Origin of the sequence: Lentimicrobium saccharophilum, assembly GCF_001192835.1 — a bacterium.
Lineage (GTDB): Bacteria > Bacteroidota > Bacteroidia > Bacteroidales > Lentimicrobiaceae > Lentimicrobium > Lentimicrobium saccharophilum.
Genome location: NZ_DF968182.1, coordinates 1093622 through 1114529 on the forward strand (window position 1 = coordinate 1093622; position 20908 = coordinate 1114529).

The window sequence follows — 20908 nt, forward strand, 5'->3', positions numbered from 1 at the left end:
GTTGTCTCAAGTACGCGTTGTGCAATTTTGTTTCTTCACGTTGAATAACCTGAAAGGGTTGATTTGGATTTAAAGCTCAGGATCACAGATGGTGAAAAACAGTTGCCCGCAAAGTCGAATGCTTTGAATCTGTTTTGAAAAGACATGTGTAAAACGTTCAACATTTTATTGCCATGAGAAAATTCAGCATCATTCTGGTCCTGTTGCTGCTCTCCTGCAAGCTCCCTGCGCAGTCTTTGTCACATCCCGGTGGCGAATTGCGTGATCTGAACGGCAGGATGATTCCCGTATCAGCAATTATTGAGGAGGGACATCCCCTGGTTATGGTATTCTGGAAATCAGGCAGTTCAAAATGCTGTGAGAACCTTGAAACACTTCAAACAGCCTGGATGGCCAGGCTGAAAGATCAGGGAGTCCGGTTTGTTGCTGTCTGCGAGGACTGCTCCGGCTCCTGGAGTCATATTAAACCGCTGGTTGCGGGTAAAGAGTGGGACTTTAATGTCTATATTGACGTGAATGGTGATTTCAGGAGGTCGCTTGGCATAAGTGTCATTCCAAGCACTGTTTTGTTCGACACCGGTATGCATTTGGTTTGTAAACATCCGGGATGGTGTTCAGGCAATGAAGAAATGGTTTGTGAGAAGATAATCAGCAAACTCGGGAATATGAAACCATAGACCCGGGTTAAGCTTTTGACAATGCTTAAACGAATTGGTATTTGTAATCAGCATGTTGATAATTGCGTTGAACAAACACTAAATCGGGATTACTCTCATAAAATCAATAGTACAGTCCTGTCGGACTTTCTGTTGACTAATACGGGATAAAATGACTATCACACCATAAAACAAATTTCGGGAAGTCATTTCAAACCAGCTAAAACTTCAGATCTATGGAACCATCAAGACACCAGATTATGAATAAGGACAGACCAGGTGCAATTATCGCCATTGTCTTTTTGATTGTGCTGGCGATTATTGCAATCTTCCTGCTCTGATTAACAAATTTCCAGGTTTGAAAAACCTGCAACCTCAAAAACCTGAAACAAAATGAAAACACAAAAATGGAAGTGCTTTTCGGCAAGGCCTCCTTAATCAGGCTTATCCGTCTTTCAGTTCAGGGTTCACACCATCGCATCACGGTTTAAGACAGTGGTCTTACATCTGGGGCGAGTGAACTGATTTTAACCGATTTATAAACTTTAAAAACACGATGCTATGAAAACATTAAGGTATCTTTGCATCGCTGTGCTTGCAGGTTCTTTCCTGTTTGCGGCATGTACAAAAGATGAGGTCGCTCCATCACAGGATCCGCAAAATTCCGTGTTGACTGAGTCCAGGTCTGACCATCCTTCCATTGATCAAAAGTTAGACTGGACCGATAATTTTTCCAATTCCGAATGCCTGACCCAAAGATGGGATCTGTATGGTTATCCGCAGCCATCCTGGGTGCTGAATGCATGTGGAAGAAAGGGGTTGTTTGTAAACAACGGCATTTATCCCCAGGGTAGTTTTGCTGTTTCAGACGCTCCCGCCGGAGATATTTGCGGGTATTCCATTGAGTCAGAAGTATGTATCAATGTGCTTGACAACGAAGGAGTTGTGGTCAGCCCTGAAATTGGCGTGACCAGGTACCCGGATTCCCCTGAATCCGGCATCTCCATGAGACTTATGTATATCGGGAATAATGTTCCCGGCATCCCTCGTGAATATGAAAACAAAACCTACGTAGTCATGAAAATGCTTGTAAGGGGTGGTAGTTACATTTATTCAGAAGATTATGCCTTTCCGGTAAATATTTCATCCGGTAGCTGGCACAAATTGCAAATCAGGGTAGATGCACTCCATTTTGTGAGTTTCATGATTGATAATGCAATAATCTGGAAGCCTGGTTATCAATTGGATCCTACAATGCTCAACCGCAATCATGTGGTTCTGGGATATGTATCTCCTGATAACAAATCAAAAGCTTACCATGACTATGTCAGGGTATTGTATCCTCCTTATAATTAAAACCGGATTAAGCATTTGACAATGCTTAAATGATCAGGTGTTTGTAATCAGTACTATCAGTCTTGTACAGAACAATTACTGAACCGGAATTACCCACGCAACATCAAAAGTTCAGCACATCGGACTTTCTGTTGATTATTTAAAGTTAGATCAAGATTTGTATAAACTAAAACTAAACCTGTTATGACTTGTCAGGATATATCAAACATATAGATGAGGCTGTTGCAAAAGAGTGACAGCCTCATTTTTTTAATAATCGGTTTGTTTTCTCTGCTGCTTTTTTTATCTGAAAGTTCATGAAAAGTAAATGCATAAAACCGCGGTATTCTTATAACACGGCATCAGAGGCCCAGCCGTTAAAAAATTGAATGCACCTTTGTCGCTTAATTACACTGTATTTAATTTAATCTCTTTGTGAATACTGATCTGCAACGCCAGGTTTTCAGCGTTTCCCTGTTTATTTGATTTGCAATAATAATTTTTCTGACGGCACTCCGGAAAGCATTCGCGGAATGAAGGGCTACATCGCGAAGAATTCTGCGCAGGTCCGGATGCAAGGTTAATTAATCCGGTGCTCAAAAGGCAACTCAACAACAGTCACCGGGCAGATAAACAATTAATGTTGATCAGTTAACCGGATTTGTTAATAATCTCTAAACGCTGGTAATAACGACGCCTGATTCTTTTGATTTGTATTACCTTTACCCGCTTTTTATTTGTTTGAGATTCAGGTTACAGCCCTGTGTCTCCGGCTTTTATTTACTGAATCAGAACTATTTATCTATGTCAAGATTGCTCAAGCGCATTTTCTCAATTTTTTTGGTGTTGGCAGTATTGGTTTTTATTGCCGGTAACAAAGCCGGTTGGTTTGAAAGTAAGGATGGTGATAAAGCGGCCGGTCAGGCATCCGGTCCGGAAGCGCTGCGGGTAAATGGGGTGGTATTGACCCCGGGCGGCCTGTCCGATCTGATTTATGCCACCGGAACCATCCTCGCTGATGAACAGGTCGAACTTAGTGCAGAGGTGTCCGGCAGGATTACCTCTATCCGGTTTACCGAGGGCACTTCTGTGAAGAAGGGTGATTTGCTGGTTACCATCAATGATGCAGAGCTCCTGGCACAGCAGCGCAAAAACAATTATACCCTGAGGCTGGCCGAGGAACGGGAGGCTCGTCAGAAATCTTTACTGGCGAAGGAAGCTGTCAGCCAGGAGGTTTACGACCGGGCGCTCACCGAACTGAATACCGTACAGGCAGAAGCGGCCCTGATTGAAGCCCAGTTGCAAAAAACACGTATTGTGGCACCTTTCGACGGCACCATTGGTTTGCGGCATGTAAGCGAGGGGGCCTATGTAACTCCCGGGCAGCGGATTGCCGGTCTGGCACGCACCGTTCCGGTAAAGCTGGAGTTTACGGTTCCTGAACGTTTTTCCGGTTCGGTTAATAAAGGAGCCAGGGTTAAGTTTACCGTTGAGAGCATCGACAGTCAGCTTGAAGCGGTGGTGTATGCCACTGAGCCGAAAATTGATCCCGTAACCCGGGCGCTTACGGTGAGGGCCACTTATCCCAACACCCGCGGTGAGCTAAATCCCGGCTCCTATGCCCGGGTTGAGTTTAAGCTGAATCACCTGAGCGAAGCCATCACGGTGCCGGCCCAGGCCATCGTTCCTGAACTCGGCGGATTTAAAGTATTCGTTTATCGCAACGGCAAGGCTGAATCCCGCAATATTTCTGTTGGGATACGCACCAACGAAGCTGTACAGATTGCTGATGGCCTGAAAGCCGGCGATACCATCATCACAACCGGAATCCTGCAGGTACGTGACGGAATGCCTGTAATGATTGATAATCTCACAATACAGAATCCATGAGCCTTTCATCCATGAGCATCCGCAGGCCTGTCCTGGCCACGGTCATGTCCATTGTGATCGTGCTGTTCGGGTTTATAGGCCTTTATTCGGTAGGGGTAAGGGAGTATCCGAGTGTGGATCCGCCCATCGTCAGCATCAGCACTTCTTATGTTGGCGCCAGTGCCGAAGTTATTGAATCACAGATCACCGAGCCGCTGGAAGAATCGGTAAACGGCATTGCAGGGATCCGGACCCTTACATCCACCAGCCGTGATGGAAGGAGTAATATCAGGGTGGAATTCGACCTGGAAGTGGATCTGGAAACTGCTGCCAACGATGTGCGCGACAAGGTTTCGGCAGCCATGCGCAACCTGCCCCCCGATGCGGACCCACCGGTGGTTACAAAGGCTGATGCCGATGCAAGCCCCATTATATTTGTAAATATCAAAAGTGAGCAGCGCAGCCTGCTCGAGCTGAATGAAATCGCTGAACGTACCTTTAAGGAAAGGTTGCAGACCATTCCCGGTGTCAGCCAGATTCAGATATGGGGCTCAAGACGCTATTCTATGCGGCTCTGGATGGATCCTGCCAAGCTCACCGCCTTTGGACTTACGCCAATAGATGTGCGTAACGCCTTACAACGCGAAAATGTGGAGTTGCCTTCGGGCCGGATTGAGGGAAGAACCATAGAACTGACGGTAAGGACCATGGGCAGGCTTGAGACTCCGGAAGATTTTAACAATCTGATCCTGAAACAGGAAGGCGATAATATCGTCAGGTTCCGTGATGTGGGATTTGCAGAGTTGTGGCCTGAAAACGACCGTTCTATCCTCCGAAGGGATGGGATACCCATGGTCGGGAATGTCATCGTACCCCAACCCGGATCCAATCATATCGACATCGCGGATGAGTTTTACCGTCGCCTCGAACATATCAAGAAAGACCTTCCCGAAGATATTACCGTGGGAATCGGATTTGATACCACTGAGTTTATCAGGGAATCCATTAAAGAAGTCGAACAGTCAATATACCTGGCCTTTGTCCTGGTTGTTTTGATTATTTTCCTTTTCCTCCGCGACTGGCGCACGACCATTATTCCGGTGATCGTGATCCCGATATCGCTGGTAGGCTCGTTCTTTATCATGTATATGGCTGGTTTTTCCATCAATGTGCTTACCCTGCTGGGAGTGGTGCTGGCCATCGGTCTGGTGGTGGATGATGCCATTGTGGTACTGGAGAATATCTATACGAAAATTGAAAAGGGGATGCCACCCGTGCAGGCGGGCATTCAGGGTTCTGCAGAAATTTTCTTTGCTGTGATTGCGACGACCATTGCACTGGCAACGGTTTTCCTGCCGGTAATTTTCCTCGAAGGAATTACCGGGCGGCTATTCAGGGAGTTCGGAATTGTGCTGGCCGGGTCGGTGATTATTTCTTCATTTGTTGCGCTTACGCTCACCCCCATGCTCTCTTCAAGGATTCTTAAGCACCGCGAGAAGCACAATTATATATACAATGTTACCGAACCGTTTTTTGTACGGCTCAATAAGGCTTACAGCAATTCACTCAACTGGTTTCTGAGGCATAAATGGCTGGCGTGGGCCATCAGTGCAGGTGCGGTCGTGATGATACTCGGGCTCGGAAGCCTGTTGCAGTCTGAACTTGCGCCTGTCGAAGACCGTTCCGGACTCCGCCTTGTGGCATCTGCTCCTGAGGGGATCACCTTTGAGTTTATGGATGCCTATATGCAGGAAGTGTCAAATATGGTGCAGGAGAAAGTTCCTGAAGCCAGGGCGGTCATCAGCATCACATCACCCGGGTGGAGCGGGGGTACCAACTCCGGCTTTATCAGGATACGGCTCGATAATCCTGATAAACGCAAGCGAAGCCAGCAGGAGATCGCTGCCGGTTTGTCAGCAGAGGCCCGCAAATACTCGGCAGCACGTGCTTATGTAGCACAGGATCAGTCTATTGGAGGCGGTGGTGGAGGCTTGCCGGTACAGTACGTGATTCAGGCGCCAAACCTGGATAAACTCAAGAAGATTTTGCCGGAATTTATGGCCGAAGTCCAGAAAAGTGATAAATTCGACTTTGCCGACCTGAACCTGCGTTTCAATAAGCCTGAAGTCAGGGTTAATATCAACCGCGAAAAGGCCAGGATTGCCGGTGTTTCTGTTCTCGATATCGCCCAGACCCTTCAGCTCGGGTTGAGTGGCCAGCGGTTCGGGTATTTTATCATGGATGGCAGGCAGTATCAGGTAATCGGGCTGATGGAACGGCCATATCGCAGCCAGCCCCTTGACCTGCGTGCTTTGACGGTACGTAACAACCAGGGACAAATGCTGCAGCTCGACAATTTTGTCACACTTACCGAAGATGTCAATCCACCGCAGTTGTTCCGCTATAACCGTTTTGTATCGGCAACAGTCTCTGCAAATCCCGCCAGCGGCCTGACCATCGGTGATGGCATCGCCGAGATGGACAGGATAGCCGCCAAGGTGCTGGACGACACCTATTCCACCTCACTTTCGGGCGCTTCGAAGGATTTTGCCGAAAGCTCTTCCAGTCTGGTGTTTGCCTTTATCCTTGCATTGGTCCTTATATACCTGGTATTGTCGGCCCAGTTTGAGAGTTTCCGCGATCCGTTCATCATTATGTTTACCGTGCCGCTTGCCCTGGCCGGCGCGGTGCTTACCCTCTGGTATTTCGGTCTGACACTGAATATTTTCAGTCAGATCGGGGTGATTATGCTGATCGGACTGGTAACCAAGAACGGTATTCTCATTGTTGAATTCGCCAATCAGCGCAAGGCTGCCGGTCTTCCAAGGATGCAGGCCATCAGTGAAGCCGCGGTAAGCCGTTTTAGGCCCATTCTGATGACCAGCCTTTCGACCATTCTTGGCGCGGTACCCATTGCTCTTGCGCTGGGAGCCGGATCAGCCAGCCGGGTTTCAATGGGAACGGCCATTATCGGGGGGCTGACCTTTTCGACCCTGCTCACCCTTTACGTTGTTCCGGCAATGTACGACTATATCTCCGGACTGACAAGAACCGTTTCAAATGTGGCTGACCTGCAGGAAACCACCGGAAACCCAACAGAGAAAGATTAAAGTGATGCAATTTAAGTTCAGATTATTGAATATCCTTCTGGCAGGATTTCTGGTTACTTCCGCCAGCCCTGCAGCCTTGTCACAGGTCCTTCTTCCCGCCGATGCGGTGAACCTGGCTTTGGAAAACAACTATTCAATCCGGATAGCCCGTCTTGAAGAAGAAATTCTGCAAAACAACTTTACGAGGGGGAACGCGGGATTTTTACCTGTAGCAGAGTTAAGCGCAGGGCAAAACAACAGTATCAGCAATGCAAGGCAGGAATACCTCACCGGGCAGGTGAATGAGCGCGATAATGCAAAATCGAACTCCCTGAGTGCAGGTGCTGCGCTCAACTGGACTTTGTTCGACGGTTTAAGGATGTTTAACGCTTACACCTTGCTGAGACAACAGCTACAGGCGGGGGAATTGCGCACACGCCTGCAGGTTGAAAATACCATTGCCTCGGTGCTGGGTTCATACTACAATATAGTTCAGCTCCGGCAAAGGGTGGCGGTATTTGATAAAGCAGTAGCCCTGGGTGAAGAGCGGGTTGAGATTGCACGTGAAATGCTGTTGCTTGGCTCCGGTTCGCGGCTCGACCTGTTGCAGGCCGAAGTCGACCTCAATACAGACCGTTCGCAACTGCTTGAATTCCAGGAAATGATTACCGGCGCTTCCATCACGCTGAATCATCTGATGGCCCGTGACGCGGCGCTGACTTTTGCAGTTGAAGATACCATCACCATTATGCCGGTTCTCGACTACAAAACGCTGGAAAGCGCCATGCTTCGCTCCAATCCGCAATTGTTGCTCAGTCAGCTCGATATTGACATGGCCAACCGTGCCTTGCTTGATATCAGGGGGAGGCGTGCGCCCGTTATCGGGATGAACCTTGGTTACAACTTCAATAATCAGAACAGTGAATCCGGATTTTTAAAGACCAGCCGGACCTCCGGGGTCAATTACGGGATTACTGCCAATATGAGCATTTTTGATGGCTTCAGCCTCAACCGCCAGGCGCAGAACGCCCGGATCGGGATGGAAAGCGCGGCCCTTCAGCAACAGGCTTATACCGAGCAGCTTAAAGCCGAATTGCTCTCTTCGTATAAGACATACAGCAGCAAGCTGCAGATGGTTGCGCTGGAACGTCAGAACCTCGAAACGGCAAACATCAATTTTGAAATTGCCGGGGAGCGTTTCAGGCTGGGCGAGTTGTCCGGCATCGAATACCGCGAAGCTCAGAAGAACCTCCTGGCAGCCAATGAACGGCTGATCAGCGCGGTGTATGAAGTGCGGTTACTTGAAATATCGCTGATGCAGCTGAGCGGGACCATTCTGCCGGAATAATGCTTTGTTCTTCAATGGAGTAGAGGGGATAAAGTTAAAAATTGCCGGATTCAGAAAAAAAAATCTCATTTGGTTGCACAGAATGAAATAATGTTCTATTTTTGCAGCCCCAATCAAAAGCTATAAACTTTATTGACATGTACTTAACTTCAGAAGTAAAAAAGAATATTTTCAGTGAGCATGGTAAAACTGCTGCCGACACAGGTTCTGCCGAAGGTCAGATTGCCCTTTTTACCCATCGCATTCAGCACCTTACCGGTCATCTCAAGATCAACAAGAACGACAAAGTGACCGAACGCTCACTGGTCAGGCTCGTAGGTAAACGCAGAAGGTTGCTCGATTACCTGAAGGAGAAAGACATTGAACGTTACAGGGAGATTATTAAGAAGCTCAATATCAGGAAATAACATCCTGAATCAAACTTTTTTCATCGAAGAGGCAATCCTGTATTGCCTCTTTTTGTATCATGCCGGATGGAAATAATTCTTTCGCTTCCTCACACCAATAGATATTAACATTAATTTTGTGCCCGGTTTTCCCTCCATGGGACTGATCGTGTAACAATCATTTTCACAATAATTTATATGCAAGGAATAGTAAAAACTTTCGACATCGGGGATGGAAGGTCCATCTCCATTGAGACCGGTCGGTTGGCCAAGCAAGCTGATGGTGCCGTTGTAGTAAAAATGGGCGACACTATGTTACTGGCTACTGTGGTTGCCAGAAAAGAGGCCGGCGAAAATGTCGACTTTATGCCCCTCTCGGTGGAATACCGGGAGAAATACGCCGCTGCCGGACGTTTTCCCGGTGGCTTTTTTAAACGTGAAGCCCGTCCATCGGACTATGAAATTCTGATAGCCCGCCTTGTTGACAGGGCGCTGCGTCCGCTCTTCCCGGATGATTTTCATGCTGAAACCCAGGTGATCATTACCCTGATCTCAGCCGATGAGAACATATTGCCCGATGCGCTCGCAGGACTGGCGGCTTCCGCTGCCCTTGCCGTGTCGGATATCCCCTTCAACGGACCGATTTCTGAGGTCAGGGTCGCCCGCATCGATGGCAAATTTGTAGTGAACCCCCATACCAAAGATATTCCGCTGGCCGATCTCGATATCATGGTTGCCGCTTCCATGGACAATATCATGATGGTTGAAGGCGAAATGAAGGAAGTTTCGGAAGCCGATATGATCGAAGCAATTAAGTTTGCGCATGAGCACATTAAAATCCAGTGCCGTGCCCAGCTTGAACTGGCTGCAATGGTTGAAAAGGCCAATCCCAAACGTACCTATTGCCACGAAACCAATGATGCGGAACTGAAAGAGAAACTGCATGCATTTGCCTATCAGCGTATTGTTGATATCGCCAGCAATCCTACCGCCAAGCATGAGCGTTCCGACGCTTTCGCCGCAATCAAGGAGGAGTTTATTGCCACCCTCGATCCGGAGGAAGCCAAAGAGAAGGAATTCATGATCTCCCGTTATTATCATGATGTGGAGAAAGAAGCCGTCAGAAACGTTATTCTTGACAAACGTCAGCGGCTCGACGGACGCAAACTGGATCAGATCCGGCCCATCTGGTGCGAGGTAGACTATTTGCCTGCCGTACACGGATCAGCCATCTTCACCCGCGGCGAAACCCAGTCGCTTACCACGGTTACCCTGGGTACCAAGCTTGATGAGCAGGTTATCGACGGAGCCGTGATTGAAGAAAAGATCAATTTCATCCTGCATTATAATTTTCCGCCATTCTCAACCGGTGAGGTAAAACGCATCATGGGAACCAGCCGCCGCGAAATCGGTCACGGTAACCTGGCGCTTAGGGCTTTGAAACCCATGATTCCCAACGGGGAAGAAAATCCTTATACCATCCGCGTGGTCAGCGATATCCTTGAGTCGAACGGATCTTCGTCAATGGCAACCGTTTGTGCCGGTACCATGGCCTTGATGGACGCAGGGGTAAAGATCAGAAAGCCGGTCTCCGGTATTGCCATGGGACTGATCTCGGATACCAAAACCAGCCGTTTTGCCGTACTGAGCGATATTCTTGGCGATGAAGACCACCTTGGAGATATGGACTTCAAGGTTACCGGTACCGTTGACGGCATCACCGCCTGCCAGATGGACATCAAGGTTGACGGGATGCCCTATGAGGTGCTTGCACAGGCGCTCGAACAGGCAAAAGCCGGCAGGCTGCACATCCTGGGCGAGATGATGAAGGCCATCAGCACCCCCCGTGAGGATTACAAACCGCATGTGCCGCGTATCGTAAAAATGACCATCCCGAAGGAATTTATCGGCGCTGTGATTGGCCCCGGCGGTAAGGTTATTCAGGAAATGCAACGCGAAACAGGATCAACCATCGTGATTGAAGAAGTCGGAGATTTCGGAATCATCGATATTGTTTCCAACAACAAGGAGTCGATTGAGGCCGTGAAGGATAAAATCAAACGCATTGTTGCCATCCCTGAAATCGGAACCGTTTACCACGGTGTTGTTAAGAACATCACCACTTTCGGCGCCTTTGTAGAGGTATTGCCCGGAAAGGACGGACTGCTGCACATTTCTGAGATTGAGCACAGGCGCCTTGATAAAGTGGAAAGTGCGCTGAAGGTAGGTGACGAAATCGACGTCAAGCTGATTGATATTGACAGTAAAACCGGAAAACTGAAGCTTTCGCGTAAAGTTTTGCTGCCTAAACCGGAGCCGGATCAGAAATAATGTAACATTCGACCGTTTTTTACGTAAAAAGGATTCGCTGTTAATTTAAAGGGAGAATATGAGGCAACTAAAGATTACCAAACAGGTAACCAATCGCGAAACAGCTTCGCTGGATAAGTATCTTCAGGAGATAGGAAAAGTTGAGCTGATCACTGCCGATGAAGAAGTAGCGCTGGCCCAGCGTATTAAGCAGGGCGACCGTGCCGCACTTGAAAAACTGACCAAAGCAAATCTGAGGTTCGTTGTTTCCGTTTCAAAACAATACCAGAATCAGGGCTTAAGCCTGCCCGACCTGATCAACGAGGGGAACCTTGGCCTGATTAAGGCTGCGCAGCGTTTCGACGAAACCCGCGGATTCAAGTTTATCTCTTACGCCGTATGGTGGATCAGGCAGTCCATCCTGCAGGCGCTGGCCGAACAGTCGCGTATTGTGAGGCTTCCGCTTAACAAGATCGGATCCATCAACAAGATCAACAAGGCCTATGCCAGGCTGGAGCAGGAATACGAGCGCGAACCCAATTACGATGAAATCGCCGGGCTGCTCGAGATCAGCGAGAATGAGGTAAAAGAGTCGATGCGCAACTCGGGCCGGCATGTTTCCATGGACGCACCTTTGGTGCAGGACGAGGACAACAACATGTACGATGTGCTGCGCAGCGAGGACGGCCCTACGCCTGAAACAGAACTGCTCTACGAATCACTCCGCAAGGAGATAGAGCGGGCCGTTTCAACCCTTACCCCGCGCGAGGCTGATGTTATCCGGTTATATTTCGGATTGGGCGGCGAGCATCCGCTTACCCTCGAAGAGATCGGGGAGCGTTTCGACCTTACCCGCGAGCGCGTAAGGCAGATCAAGGAAAAAGCCATCCGGAGGCTGAAACACACCTCCAGGAGCAAAATCCTGAAAACTTATCTTGGATAGAAAAACTGAGCGGACTAACCTCCGCTCTTTTTTTTGAATGATTTCCATTATCCCGGGCTTCAGCAGAATAAAGCAAATCCGGAACTTACAGGGACTTTTATCCTGGCTTCTGCTTTTTTTATGAATGCTTTCAATTACCCAGGACTTCAGCTTTATAAAGCAAACCCTGGAACCTACAAGGAATTTTATCCTGGCATTATCTTTTCCAGGAAGGCTTTTAATTACCCTGGGCTTTAGCCCGGGGTAATGGCCAACCCTGAACTTACGGGGGCTTTAGCCCAAAAGCCGGCGGAAGTTCAGTCGACGCCGGGTTAATATTATTTTCCCGCTGTCGTGGGTTTACCCTGATCTAGCTTTTCTCATCTTTTCGGCTAAAGCCGGTTGGGGCGGGGCGCTGCTTTTATCCCGGGCTGAAGCCCGGGGTAAGGGAAATGAAAGCGCCCCGGGCCAGGGACAAGTCTGATTAAGGAAAAAACCATCCGGAGGCTGAAGCATACCTCCGGGAGCAATATCCTGAAAACTTATCCCGGAAAAAAACTGAGGGGACTAACCTCCGCTCTTTCTTTTGAATGATTTCCATTATCCCGGGTTTCAGCCCGGGGTAATGGCCAACCCGGAACTTAGAGGGGCTTTAGCCCAAAAGCCGGCGGAAGTTCAGTCGACGCCGGGTTAATATTATTTCCCCGCTGTCGTGGGTTTATCCTGATCTAGCTTTTCTCATCTTTTCGGCTAAAGCCGGTTGGGGCGGGGCGCTGCTTTTATCCCGGGCTGAAGCCCGGGGTAAGGGAAATGAAAGCGCCCCGGGCCAGGGACAACGCGGATAAAGGAAAAAGAATCCGGAGGCTGAAGCATACCTCCGGGAGCAATATCCTGAAAACTTATCCCGGAAAAAAACTGAGCGGACTAACCTCCGCTCTTTTAAAATGCTTTTGATTACCCTGGGCTTCAGCCCGGGGTAATGGCCAACCCGGAACTGACAGGGGCTTTAGCCCAAAAGCCGGCGGAAGTTCAGTCGACGCCGGGTTAGTATTATTTCCCCGCTGTCGTGGGTTTATCCTGATCTAGCTTTTCTCATCTTTTCGGCTAAAGCCGGTTGGGGCGGGGCGCTGCTTTTATCCCGGGCTGAAGCCCGGGGTAAGGAAATGAAAGCACCCCGGGCCAGGGACAAGTCTGATTAAGGAAAAAACCATCCGGAGGCTGAAGCATACCTCCGGGAGCAATATCCTGAAAACTTATCCAGGAAAAAAACTGAGCGGACTAACCTCCGCTCTTTCTTTTGAATGATTTCCATTATCCCGGGTTTCAAAAGGATAAAGCAAACCCCGGAACTTACAGGGACTTTTATCCTGACTTTTACTCCTTTTTATGAATGCTTTCAATTACCCAAAGCTCTAGCTGGATATAGCAAACCCTGGAACCTACAAGGAATTTTATCCTGGCATTATCTTTTCCAGGAAGGCTTTTAATTACCCTGGGCTTTAGCCCGGGGTAATGGCCAACCCGGAACTTGCAGGGGCTTTAGCCCAAAAGCCGGCGGAAGTTCTGGATAAAAACTGAGCGGACTAAGCTCCACACTTTTTTTTTACAGCGATGACAAGCGTCGGAACCTGTTCCGCCTCATTGAGGGCAAATGCGCTCTATCGGGAATTTATGTAAATTTGCGTTTCCTTGCACCAAAACTGAGCCCGAATGACACACCTGATCGCCCCCTCTTTACTTTCTGCCGATTTTACCCGTTTGGGTGAAGATATAGAAATGGTTAACCGCAGCGAAGCCGACTGGTTTCATGTGGATGTGATGGATGGGGTTTTCGTGCCCAACATCTCATTCGGGATGCCGGTGATCAAAGCCATTGGCAAAATAGCCAAAAAGCCGCTTGATGTGCACCTGATGATTGTTCAGCCCGAGCGTTATTTCGATACTTTCCGCGACCTGGGTACTTACTGTCTTAGTATACATGCCGAAGCTGTCACACATCTCCACAGAGCTGTGCATCAGATAAGGGAGCTGGGGATGAAAGCAGGGGTGGTGCTGAACCCGCACACACCCGTTTCTGTGCTTGAGGAAATCATCACCGAAATTGACCTGGTGCTGCTGATGTCGGTAAATCCCGGGTTCGGGGGGCAGAAGTTCATTGAAGGGACTTACGGAAAGATCGGAAAGCTGAAAAAGCTTATTTCTTCATCCGGATCATCCGCTCTTATTGAGGTTGACGGAGGCGTTGACCTCAACAATGCAGGAAAACTGATTGCTGCCGGGGCAGACGTGCTGGTGGCCGGCAATACGGTTTTTTCCTCGGCAGATCCTGCCGGCACGATCAGTAAGCTGAAAAATACAGTGCCAGTCTGAGTTAATCAATAAACCGGATAATTTCACCCACTGACTTTTTTGACTTCCTTGCCGGAGCCCCGAAGATTTTGCCCACAGCGACGAAAGTGATCAGTTTATAAGGCTCTTCAACCTGCAACAGCGATTCCAGCGCAGGCCTGGCAATCATGGGTGCACTCATCCAGCAGGCGCCCAGTCCCAGATCAACGGCCGAAAGCAGGATATTCTGAATGGCGGCACCGGCTGTCTGCATATCAGGGCGGTTGCGTATGTTGTCAATTTCTTCGTGTGTGAGATCCGCCCCTTTCTCAAGCACCGAGATATATGGTTTCATCAGCAATGCGATCACGGCCGGTGCATCTTCGAAAAAGGTGGAATACCATTCAATCCTGGAAAGAAAGGCATGATTGAGGTCTTCCTTGTCCTTTACCGGAAGTTCTCCCAGTGCGTTTGAAACTGCTGCCGCCATTTCTTTCAGCAACTCACGCTTTGTGATTACCACAAATTTCCAGGGCTGTGAATTGTTGATACTCGGCGCCAGGCCTGCACGCCTTACCAGTTCTTCGAGGTCTTTTCTGCCGACAGGTTCCGCGGTAAAACTGCGGACACTTACACGGTTTTCAATTGCATGTATGAGTTCCATTGATCCTGGTTTATAATTCCTGTGTAATTAACGTAAAAGTGTCCGTCTGTTTTATTTGGAGTTATAAAAATAATATATTTGTGAAGATAAATTCCGCATTCAAATTAAAAAATACCATGAGCGAAGCGTTAAACCGGCTGAAACCAGCCAGATTGTGGCATTATTTCGAAGAGATTTGCAAAGTGCCGCGTCCTTCCAAAAAGGAAGAAAAAATTGCCGCCTATATTGTTGCTTTCGGCCAAAAGGCAGGTCTTGAAACCATTGTGGATGAAACCGGAAACATCCTGATCAGGAAACCTGCTTCACCGGGGATGGAAAACCGGAAATCTGTCGTACTGCAGAGCCACATTGATATGGTCTGCGAGAAAAACAGCGAAACCCTGCACGATTTTGAGTCCGATCCGATTCAGCCTTATATAGACGGTGAATGGGTAAAAGCGCACGGCACCACCCTTGGCGCCGACGACGGGATCGGCATTGCCGCACAACTTGCCTTGCTCGAGGCGGACGATATCGCCCACGGACCGATAGAGTGCCTGTTTACGGTGGATGAAGAAACCGGATTGACCGGCGCTTTCGGGCTGAAGCCCGATTTGCTCAACAGCCGGATTCTGCTCAACCTTGATTCAGAGGATGAAGGGGAAATATTTATCGGTTGCGCCGGCGGTAAAGATACCGTCATCGCCATGAATTATTCCAAAGTTCCGGTAGGTGCCAATCAGGCTGGTTATGTTGTGAAAGTAAGCGGATTGAAAGGGGGACATTCAGGAGACGATATCAATAAAGGGCTCGGCAATGCAAACAAGATACTCAACCGCTTGCTTTGGGAAGCAAATCGTCGTTTCGAAATGCGCCTCTCGAAATTTGACGGGGGTAACCTCAGAAATGCAATTGCCCGTGAAGCAACTGCCATTGTTACCCTGCCGAAGCGTTTCACCCGGGATTTTGAAGAATTTGCATCGAAATTCAGTTCTACTGTCAGGAATGAGCTGAAAATAACCGAACCGGGCCTCAACCTACAGTTCAAGGCTTGCGATCTGCCCGATTATCTTTTCGACATTTCTACCCAGGAGCGTTTACTGAATGCCCTTTATGCATGCCCCCACGGTGTTATAGCAATGTCGGCCGACATCCCGAATTTCGTGGAGACCTCAACCAATCTGGCCTCAGTCAAAACCCTTGAAAATAAAATTGAGATTACCACCAGCCAGCGCAGCTCGGTGGAATCGGCCAAGGACAATATTGCCAATATGGTGGTTGCGGTTTTCAACCTGGCCGGTGGCAAATCGGTACATTCCGATGGCTATCCGGGCTGGACTCCCAATCCGAAATCGGAGGTGCTGGAGATCTCCCGCAATGCTTACCACAGGCTGTTTGATGCAGAACCCAAAGTGCTGGCCATCCATGCAGGGCTTGAATGCGGTCTGGTAGGGGAGAAGTACCCGGGAATGGATATGATTTCCTATGGTCCGACCATCAAAGGCGCCCATTCACCCGATGAAAGGCTGCTGATCCCTACCGTACAGAAGTTCTGGGATCTGACCCTGGAAATACTGAAGAATATTCCCGAAACGGAAGTGAGTTAAACGAAGCATTAACGCGGCCTCCGTTACGGAGGCCGTTTTTGTGTGTCCTGGCCTGAATAAAGTTCTCCCGGGTATAAATATAAATATGTATGAAAAAGTTTTTCAGCGTTTCATTAATCATTTGGATAATATTCCTGAGCGCCGGATTAAGGGCGCAGCATCACGATGACCGGGTTTATTTCTGGCCTGAAGATTCACTGGTAAAAGAAAAGCTTGCCTGGTGGCAGAATCTGAAGTTCGGACTGCTGATGCACTGGGGGCCATACAGTCAGTGGGGCGTGGTGGAAAGCTGGAGCATATGTCCGGAAGACGAAGATTGGTGTGCCCGTAAAGGGCCTTTCGCACATGACTATTTTGAATACCGCAAGGCTTATGAGTCGTTGCCTTCAACATTCAACCCGGTGCGCTTTAATCCGCAAAGGTGGGCGGAGGCCGCAGCTAAAGCCGGGATGAAGTATATGGTTTTCACCACCAAGCATCACGATGGATTCTGTATGTTCGATACGAAACTTACGGATTACCGCATCACCGGTCCTGATTGTGCGTTTTCAGGTAACCCTGCAGCCAACATCACACGCGGGATTTTCGATGCATTCAGAAATAAGGGCATGGGCATCGGGGCATATTTCTCAAAACCCGACTGGCATTGCCCTGATTACTGGGATCCTTACTTTCCGCCGGTTGACCGGAATGTGAACTATAGCCGCGAAAAATACCCGGAGAAATGGGAGCGATACAAGGATTTTACCCGTGGACAGATCAGGGAACTGTTAACAGATTACGGCAGGGTTGATATCCTCTGGCTGGATGGCGGATGGGTGAAAAAGTGCGCGGATACCGTTTTTCCTGATGGAAAGCGGCTGGTTAACCAGGATATTGACATGCCGGCAATTGCGGCCATGGCCAGGAAGCTTCAGCCGGGGATCTTAGTGGTGGACAGGGCTGTTGAAGGCCCTGATCAGAATTATCTTACACCGGAACAGCGCGTTCCGGAGCAACTGCTTGACTTCCCCTGGGAAACCTGCATGACCATGGGCAACTCCTGGAGCTATGTGCCGGGCGATCATTATAAATCATCCGCTGAATTGATCAGGTTATTATGCCGCATTGTGGCGCGCGGCGGTAATTTTCTGCTGAACATAGGTCCCGGTCCCGATGGGGAATGGGCTCCGGAAGCATACCAGCGACTGGAGGAGATCGGAAGATGGATGGAAGTGAACGGAGAGGGTATATACGCCTGCAAACCTGCGGCACCTTATGAAAAGGAAGGATTTGTTTATACACAAAAGAATGGTTTTATTTATGCCATTTACCTGACCGATCAGGATGTATTCCCGGAAATACTGAAAGTGGAGCTGCCTGATGGTTATCCGGGCAAACCCTTGTTAATGGGCAGCAGTCTGAAGGTAAAGGCGGATATTTCTAAAAAGGGCGAGGTGTTTATTCCGCTGACTCCTGAGTTGAAAAGTTTACTGAAGTCAAGTCCTGCGCTGGTATTCAGGTTTGCCGGGAAGAGGTGAGATTGCCCGTCGCGTTTCCGGATTGCATTATCTGCCAAGAATAACTCCCATGCGGAGTACAGGATTGTCGTATGGCGAGAGGGCGTCCTGATTAAGGTTCCACAGTGCCATTATATAGAAATAAGATCCCTGAGAAATCCGTTGCCGGTAACCACCGCCCACAAATAAGCTGTTGATGATGGCGGTGGCTGGTTCCGAAAGCAATCCTGTGCCTGAACTATAATAGGATGTGTAGTTGTATCGCAATGATTCAAACTCGGCATGGGCAAAAACATTGTCAAGAATATGATACCTTGCAAATACAGAACCGCCGAGGATGTTGCTTTTCAGATCATAACTTATGCCCGTGTAATAATCGATGTAGTAATCCTTATATCTGTAGTATTTATAAGTAAGTCCGAGTCCGGTTTCAAACTTTTCGGTTACGCGGTATCCAACGATGGGTGAAAGATCAATCAGGGTAAGTGTGCCGAACTGCAATCCCAGCCCGCCGCCGAAGAAGAGATTATCGGAGAATTTCTCTTTGTTTTTCGTAAATTCCTGGGCATCTGCCTCAGAAAACAGGGCGGGTATTATAAGTATAGGAGCGAAAAGTATGAGTCGTAGCGCCTTCATGGGGAGAAATTTTAACGGCTAAATTACAAAATCATGTTAAAACGGTCGTAAATGGAGATATTTTTTATATTTATGTAAATCAGGCATTTAATCAATCTGGGTTGTTTTTGGGCTGTAGCGGGGTATCTGCCGATCAAAAAAAAGTTCATTTTTTTTTGATGTTGAACAGGTTTAGAATGAATGTATTAGGAAAATTGGCAGAAAAAAGTTTGATCAACCCCTTGCAGGAATAAAAAAAGGCAGTACTTTTGCCATCCCAATTGAGGCTAAAAGCGGTTAATTCTGCGGGAAGAGCGAGGTTGGAAAGTTTTTTGAAAAAAAATCTAAAAAGAGTTGCAGGATTAAAAATAGTTTGTAATTTTGCAGCCCCAAACGATAATAAAGTTTGTTGTTTGGCAGAAAGAGAGTTCTTTGAACTAATGGAGCAATACGAAAAATAAGCAGCAAAGCGGTTCACTATGTGAATAGATGAACTGAGAGTAGATCTTGAGAACATTTAAATTTTTCATTTACAATGGAGAGTTTGATCCTGGCTCAGGATGAACGCTAGCGGCAGGCTTAATACATGCAAGTCGAACGGGATTCGGGGTAGCAATACTTTGATGAGAGTGGCGCACGGGTGCGTAACGCGTATGCAACCTACCTTTAACAGGGGAATAGCCCCGAGAAATCGGGATTAATACTCCGTAACATTGCGGTGTGGCATCACACTGCAATTAAAGATTTATCGGTTAAAGATGGGCATGCGTGACATTAGCTAGTTGGTGAGGTAACGGCTCACCAAGGCAACGATGTCTAGGGGTCCTGAGAGGGTTATCCCCCACACTGGTACTGAGACACGGACCAGACTCCTACGGGAGGCAGCAGTAAGGAATATTGGTCAATGGGCGCAAGCCTGAACCAGCCATGCCGCGTGCAGGAAGACGGCCCTATGGGTTGTAAACTGCTTTTGTCAGGGAATAAACCCCCGCTCGTGAGCGGGGCTGAAGGTACCTGAAGAATAAGCATCGGCTAACTCCGTGCCAGCAGCCGCGGTAATACGGAGGATGCAAGCGTTATCCGGATTCATTGGGTTTAAAGGGTGCGCAGGCGGATTGGTAAGTCAGGGGTGAAATCCCACAGCTCAACTGTGGAACTGCCTTTGATACTGTCAGTCTAGAGTATAGTTGAAGTGGGCGGAATGTGTCATGTAGCGGTGAAATGCTTAGATATGACACAGAACACCGATCGCGAAGGCAGCTCGCTAAGCTATAACTGACGCTCATGCACGAAAGCGTGGGGATCAAACAGGATTAGATACCCTGGTAGTCCACGCTGTAAACGATGATTACTCGATGTTGGCGATACACAGTCAGCGTCTGAGCGAAAGCAATAAGTAATCCACCTGGGGAGTACGATCGCAAGATTGAAACTCAAAGGAATTGACGGGGGCCCGCACAAGCGGAGGAGCATGTGGTTTAATTCGATGATACGCGAGGAACCTTACCTGGGCTCGAACGTAAGATGACTGTAGGTGAAAGCTTACATCTCTTCGGAGCATTTTACGAGGTGCTGCATGGTTGTCGTCAGCTCGTGCCGTGAGGTGTCGGGTTAAGTCCCATAACGAGCGCAACCCCTACCTTTAGTTGCCATCAGGTAATGCTGGGGACTCTAAAGGAACTGCCTACGCAAGTAGTGAGGAAGGCGGGGATGACGTCAAATCAGCACGGCCCTTACGTCCAGGGCTACACACGTGCTACAATGGCCGGTACAGAGGGCAGCTACCTGGTGACAGGATGCAAATCTCCAAAGCCGGTCTCAGTTCGGATCGGAGTCTGCAACCCGACTCCGTGAAGTTGGATTCGCTAGTAATCGCGCATCAGCCATGGCGCGGTGAATACGTTCCCGGGCCTTGTACACACCGCCCGTCAAGCCATGGAAGCTGGGGGGACCTAAAGTCGATAACCGTAAGGAGTCGCCTAGGGTAAAACCAGTGACTGGGGCTAAGTCGTAACAAGGTAGCCGTACCGGAAGGTGTGGCTGGAATACCTCCTTTCTAGAGAAGGTTTACTCCTTTCTTTAGCAATAAAGAATGTCTTTGCTGCTTATTCGTATGCTTCATTTATTAAATATACACCTTGAAAGATACGGGTGAGGGCTCTATCCCGAAAAAAAAGCTCAGGAATAGGAAACTACTGAAAAACATAGTCCCGTAGCTCAGTTGGTTAGAGCACTACACTGATAATGTAGGGGTCCGCAGTTCAAATCTGCGCGGGACTACATCAAAATCAAACGTTATCA

The 20908-nt window shown here is 48.5% G+C and carries 14 protein-coding genes, 1 tRNA gene and 1 rRNA gene; 13 read left to right on the forward strand and 3 right to left on the reverse strand.

What is annotated here, in order from left to right; translation table 11 throughout:
* The first annotated feature begins 173 nt into the window (after positions 1 to 173).
* From TBC1_RS03925 to rpe, 9 genes are all read left to right on the forward strand, one after another.
* Positions 174 to 677, forward strand: a complete 504-nt coding sequence (locus TBC1_RS03925; RefSeq protein ID WP_062038819.1) for a TlpA disulfide reductase family protein — start codon at positions 174 to 176, stop codon at positions 675 to 677.
* A 540-nt stretch (positions 678 to 1217) separates the two neighbouring features.
* Positions 1218 to 2012 carry a hypothetical protein gene (locus TBC1_RS03930; protein WP_062038822.1) on the forward strand — a complete coding sequence of 265 codons (795 nt, stop codon included), beginning with the start codon at positions 1218 to 1220 and terminating at the stop codon, positions 2010 to 2012.
* Between the two features lie 783 nt (positions 2013 to 2795).
* On the forward strand, positions 2796 to 3881 hold the full coding sequence (locus TBC1_RS03935; RefSeq protein WP_062038825.1) for an efflux RND transporter periplasmic adaptor subunit: 1086 nt from the start codon (positions 2796 to 2798) through the stop codon (positions 3879 to 3881).
* Positions 3878 to 6970: an efflux RND transporter permease subunit gene (locus tag TBC1_RS03940; protein ID WP_062038828.1), complete on the forward strand. Its 3093-nt coding sequence runs from the start codon at positions 3878 to 3880 to the stop codon at positions 6968 to 6970. The genes TBC1_RS03935 and TBC1_RS03940 overlap by 4 nt, the downstream gene beginning before the upstream one ends.
* Positions 6971 to 6974: 4 nt before the next feature.
* On the forward strand, positions 6975 to 8297 hold the full coding sequence (locus TBC1_RS03945) for a TolC family protein (protein ID WP_062038831.1): 1323 nt from the start codon (positions 6975 to 6977) through the stop codon (positions 8295 to 8297).
* Positions 8298 to 8434: 137 nt separating this feature from the next.
* On the forward strand, positions 8435 to 8704 hold the full coding sequence (rpsO, locus tag TBC1_RS03950) for a 30S ribosomal protein S15 (RefSeq protein ID WP_062038834.1): 270 nt from the start codon (positions 8435 to 8437) through the stop codon (positions 8702 to 8704).
* 177 nt (positions 8705 to 8881) lie between these two features.
* On the forward strand, positions 8882 to 11014 hold the full coding sequence (locus TBC1_RS03955; RefSeq protein WP_062038837.1) for a polyribonucleotide nucleotidyltransferase: 2133 nt from the start codon (positions 8882 to 8884) through the stop codon (positions 11012 to 11014).
* Positions 11015 to 11072: 58 nt separating this feature from the next.
* Entirely contained in the window at positions 11073 to 11936 is an 864-nt protein-coding gene (locus TBC1_RS03960) for a sigma-70 family RNA polymerase sigma factor (protein WP_062038840.1), read from the forward strand.
* A gap of 1689 nt (positions 11937 to 13625) precedes the next feature.
* Positions 13626 to 14285, forward strand: a complete 660-nt coding sequence (gene rpe / locus TBC1_RS03970; protein ID WP_062038846.1) for a ribulose-phosphate 3-epimerase — start codon at positions 13626 to 13628, stop codon at positions 14283 to 14285.
* Position 14286: 1 nt separating this feature from the next.
* Here the strand turns inward: rpe and TBC1_RS03975 are convergent, their stop codons facing one another.
* A complete protein-coding gene (locus tag TBC1_RS03975) occupies positions 14287 to 14907 on the reverse strand; it encodes a nitroreductase family protein (RefSeq protein WP_062038849.1) in 621 nt (206 codons plus the stop codon).
* A 116-nt stretch (positions 14908 to 15023) separates the two neighbouring features.
* Between TBC1_RS03975 and TBC1_RS03980 the strand changes: the two genes are divergently transcribed.
* On the forward strand, positions 15024 to 16493 hold the full coding sequence (locus tag TBC1_RS03980) for an aminoacyl-histidine dipeptidase (RefSeq protein WP_062042732.1): 1470 nt from the start codon (positions 15024 to 15026) through the stop codon (positions 16491 to 16493).
* A gap of 89 nt (positions 16494 to 16582) precedes the next feature.
* Positions 16583 to 18013, forward strand: a complete 1431-nt coding sequence (locus tag TBC1_RS03985) for an alpha-L-fucosidase (RefSeq protein ID WP_062038852.1) — start codon at positions 16583 to 16585, stop codon at positions 18011 to 18013.
* A gap of 27 nt (positions 18014 to 18040) precedes the next feature.
* Here TBC1_RS03985 and TBC1_RS03990 read toward each other — a convergent pair whose 3' ends face one another.
* On the reverse strand, positions 18041 to 18628 hold the full coding sequence (locus TBC1_RS03990) for a hypothetical protein (protein ID WP_062038855.1): 588 nt from the start codon (positions 18626 to 18628) through the stop codon (positions 18041 to 18043).
* A gap of 145 nt (positions 18629 to 18773) precedes the next feature.
* The gene (locus tag TBC1_RS18155) at positions 18774 to 19124 is read right to left on the reverse strand and encodes a hypothetical protein (RefSeq protein ID WP_062038859.1); all 351 of its coding nucleotides are present in this window, start codon (positions 19122 to 19124) and stop codon (positions 18774 to 18776) included.
* 15 nt (positions 19125 to 19139) lie between these two features.
* Between TBC1_RS18155 and TBC1_RS04000 the strand changes: the two genes are divergently transcribed.
* Positions 19140 to 20663 (forward strand): 16S ribosomal RNA (locus tag TBC1_RS04000).
* Between the two features lie 150 nt (positions 20664 to 20813).
* A tRNA-Ile gene (locus TBC1_RS04005) sits at positions 20814 to 20887 on the forward strand.
* The last annotated feature ends 21 nt before the right edge of the window (positions 20888 to 20908 follow it).

Bases quoted from the DNA above. Each gene is read 5' to 3' on its own strand.
- TBC1_RS03925 (WP_062038819.1), top strand. From the start codon at position 174: ATGAGAAAATTCAGCATCATTCTGGTCCTGTTGCTGCTCTCCTGCAAG.
- TBC1_RS03930 (WP_062038822.1), top strand. From the start codon at position 1,218: ATGAAAACATTAAGGTATCTTTGCATCGCTGTGCTTGCAGGTTCTTTC.
- TBC1_RS03935 (WP_062038825.1), top strand. From the start codon at position 2,796: ATGTCAAGATTGCTCAAGCGCATTTTCTCAATTTTTTTGGTGTTGGCA.
- TBC1_RS03940 (WP_062038828.1), top strand. From the start codon at position 3,878: ATGAGCCTTTCATCCATGAGCATCCGCAGGCCTGTCCTGGCCACGGTC.
- TBC1_RS03945 (WP_062038831.1), top strand. From the start codon at position 6,975: ATGCAATTTAAGTTCAGATTATTGAATATCCTTCTGGCAGGATTTCTG.
- rpsO (WP_062038834.1), top strand. From the start codon at position 8,435: ATGTACTTAACTTCAGAAGTAAAAAAGAATATTTTCAGTGAGCATGGT.
- TBC1_RS03955 (WP_062038837.1), top strand. From the start codon at position 8,882: ATGCAAGGAATAGTAAAAACTTTCGACATCGGGGATGGAAGGTCCATC.
- TBC1_RS03960 (WP_062038840.1), top strand. From the start codon at position 11,073: ATGAGGCAACTAAAGATTACCAAACAGGTAACCAATCGCGAAACAGCT.
- rpe (WP_062038846.1), top strand. From the start codon at position 13,626: ATGACACACCTGATCGCCCCCTCTTTACTTTCTGCCGATTTTACCCGT.
- TBC1_RS03975 (WP_062038849.1), bottom strand. From the start codon at position 14,907: ATGGAACTCATACATGCAATTGAAAACCGTGTAAGTGTCCGCAGTTTT.
- TBC1_RS03980 (WP_062042732.1), top strand. From the start codon at position 15,024: ATGAGCGAAGCGTTAAACCGGCTGAAACCAGCCAGATTGTGGCATTAT.
- TBC1_RS03985 (WP_062038852.1), top strand. From the start codon at position 16,583: ATGAAAAAGTTTTTCAGCGTTTCATTAATCATTTGGATAATATTCCTG.
- TBC1_RS03990 (WP_062038855.1), bottom strand. From the start codon at position 18,628: ATGAAGGCGCTACGACTCATACTTTTCGCTCCTATACTTATAATACCC.
- TBC1_RS18155 (WP_062038859.1), bottom strand. From the start codon at position 19,124: ATGTTCTCAAGATCTACTCTCAGTTCATCTATTCACATAGTGAACCGC.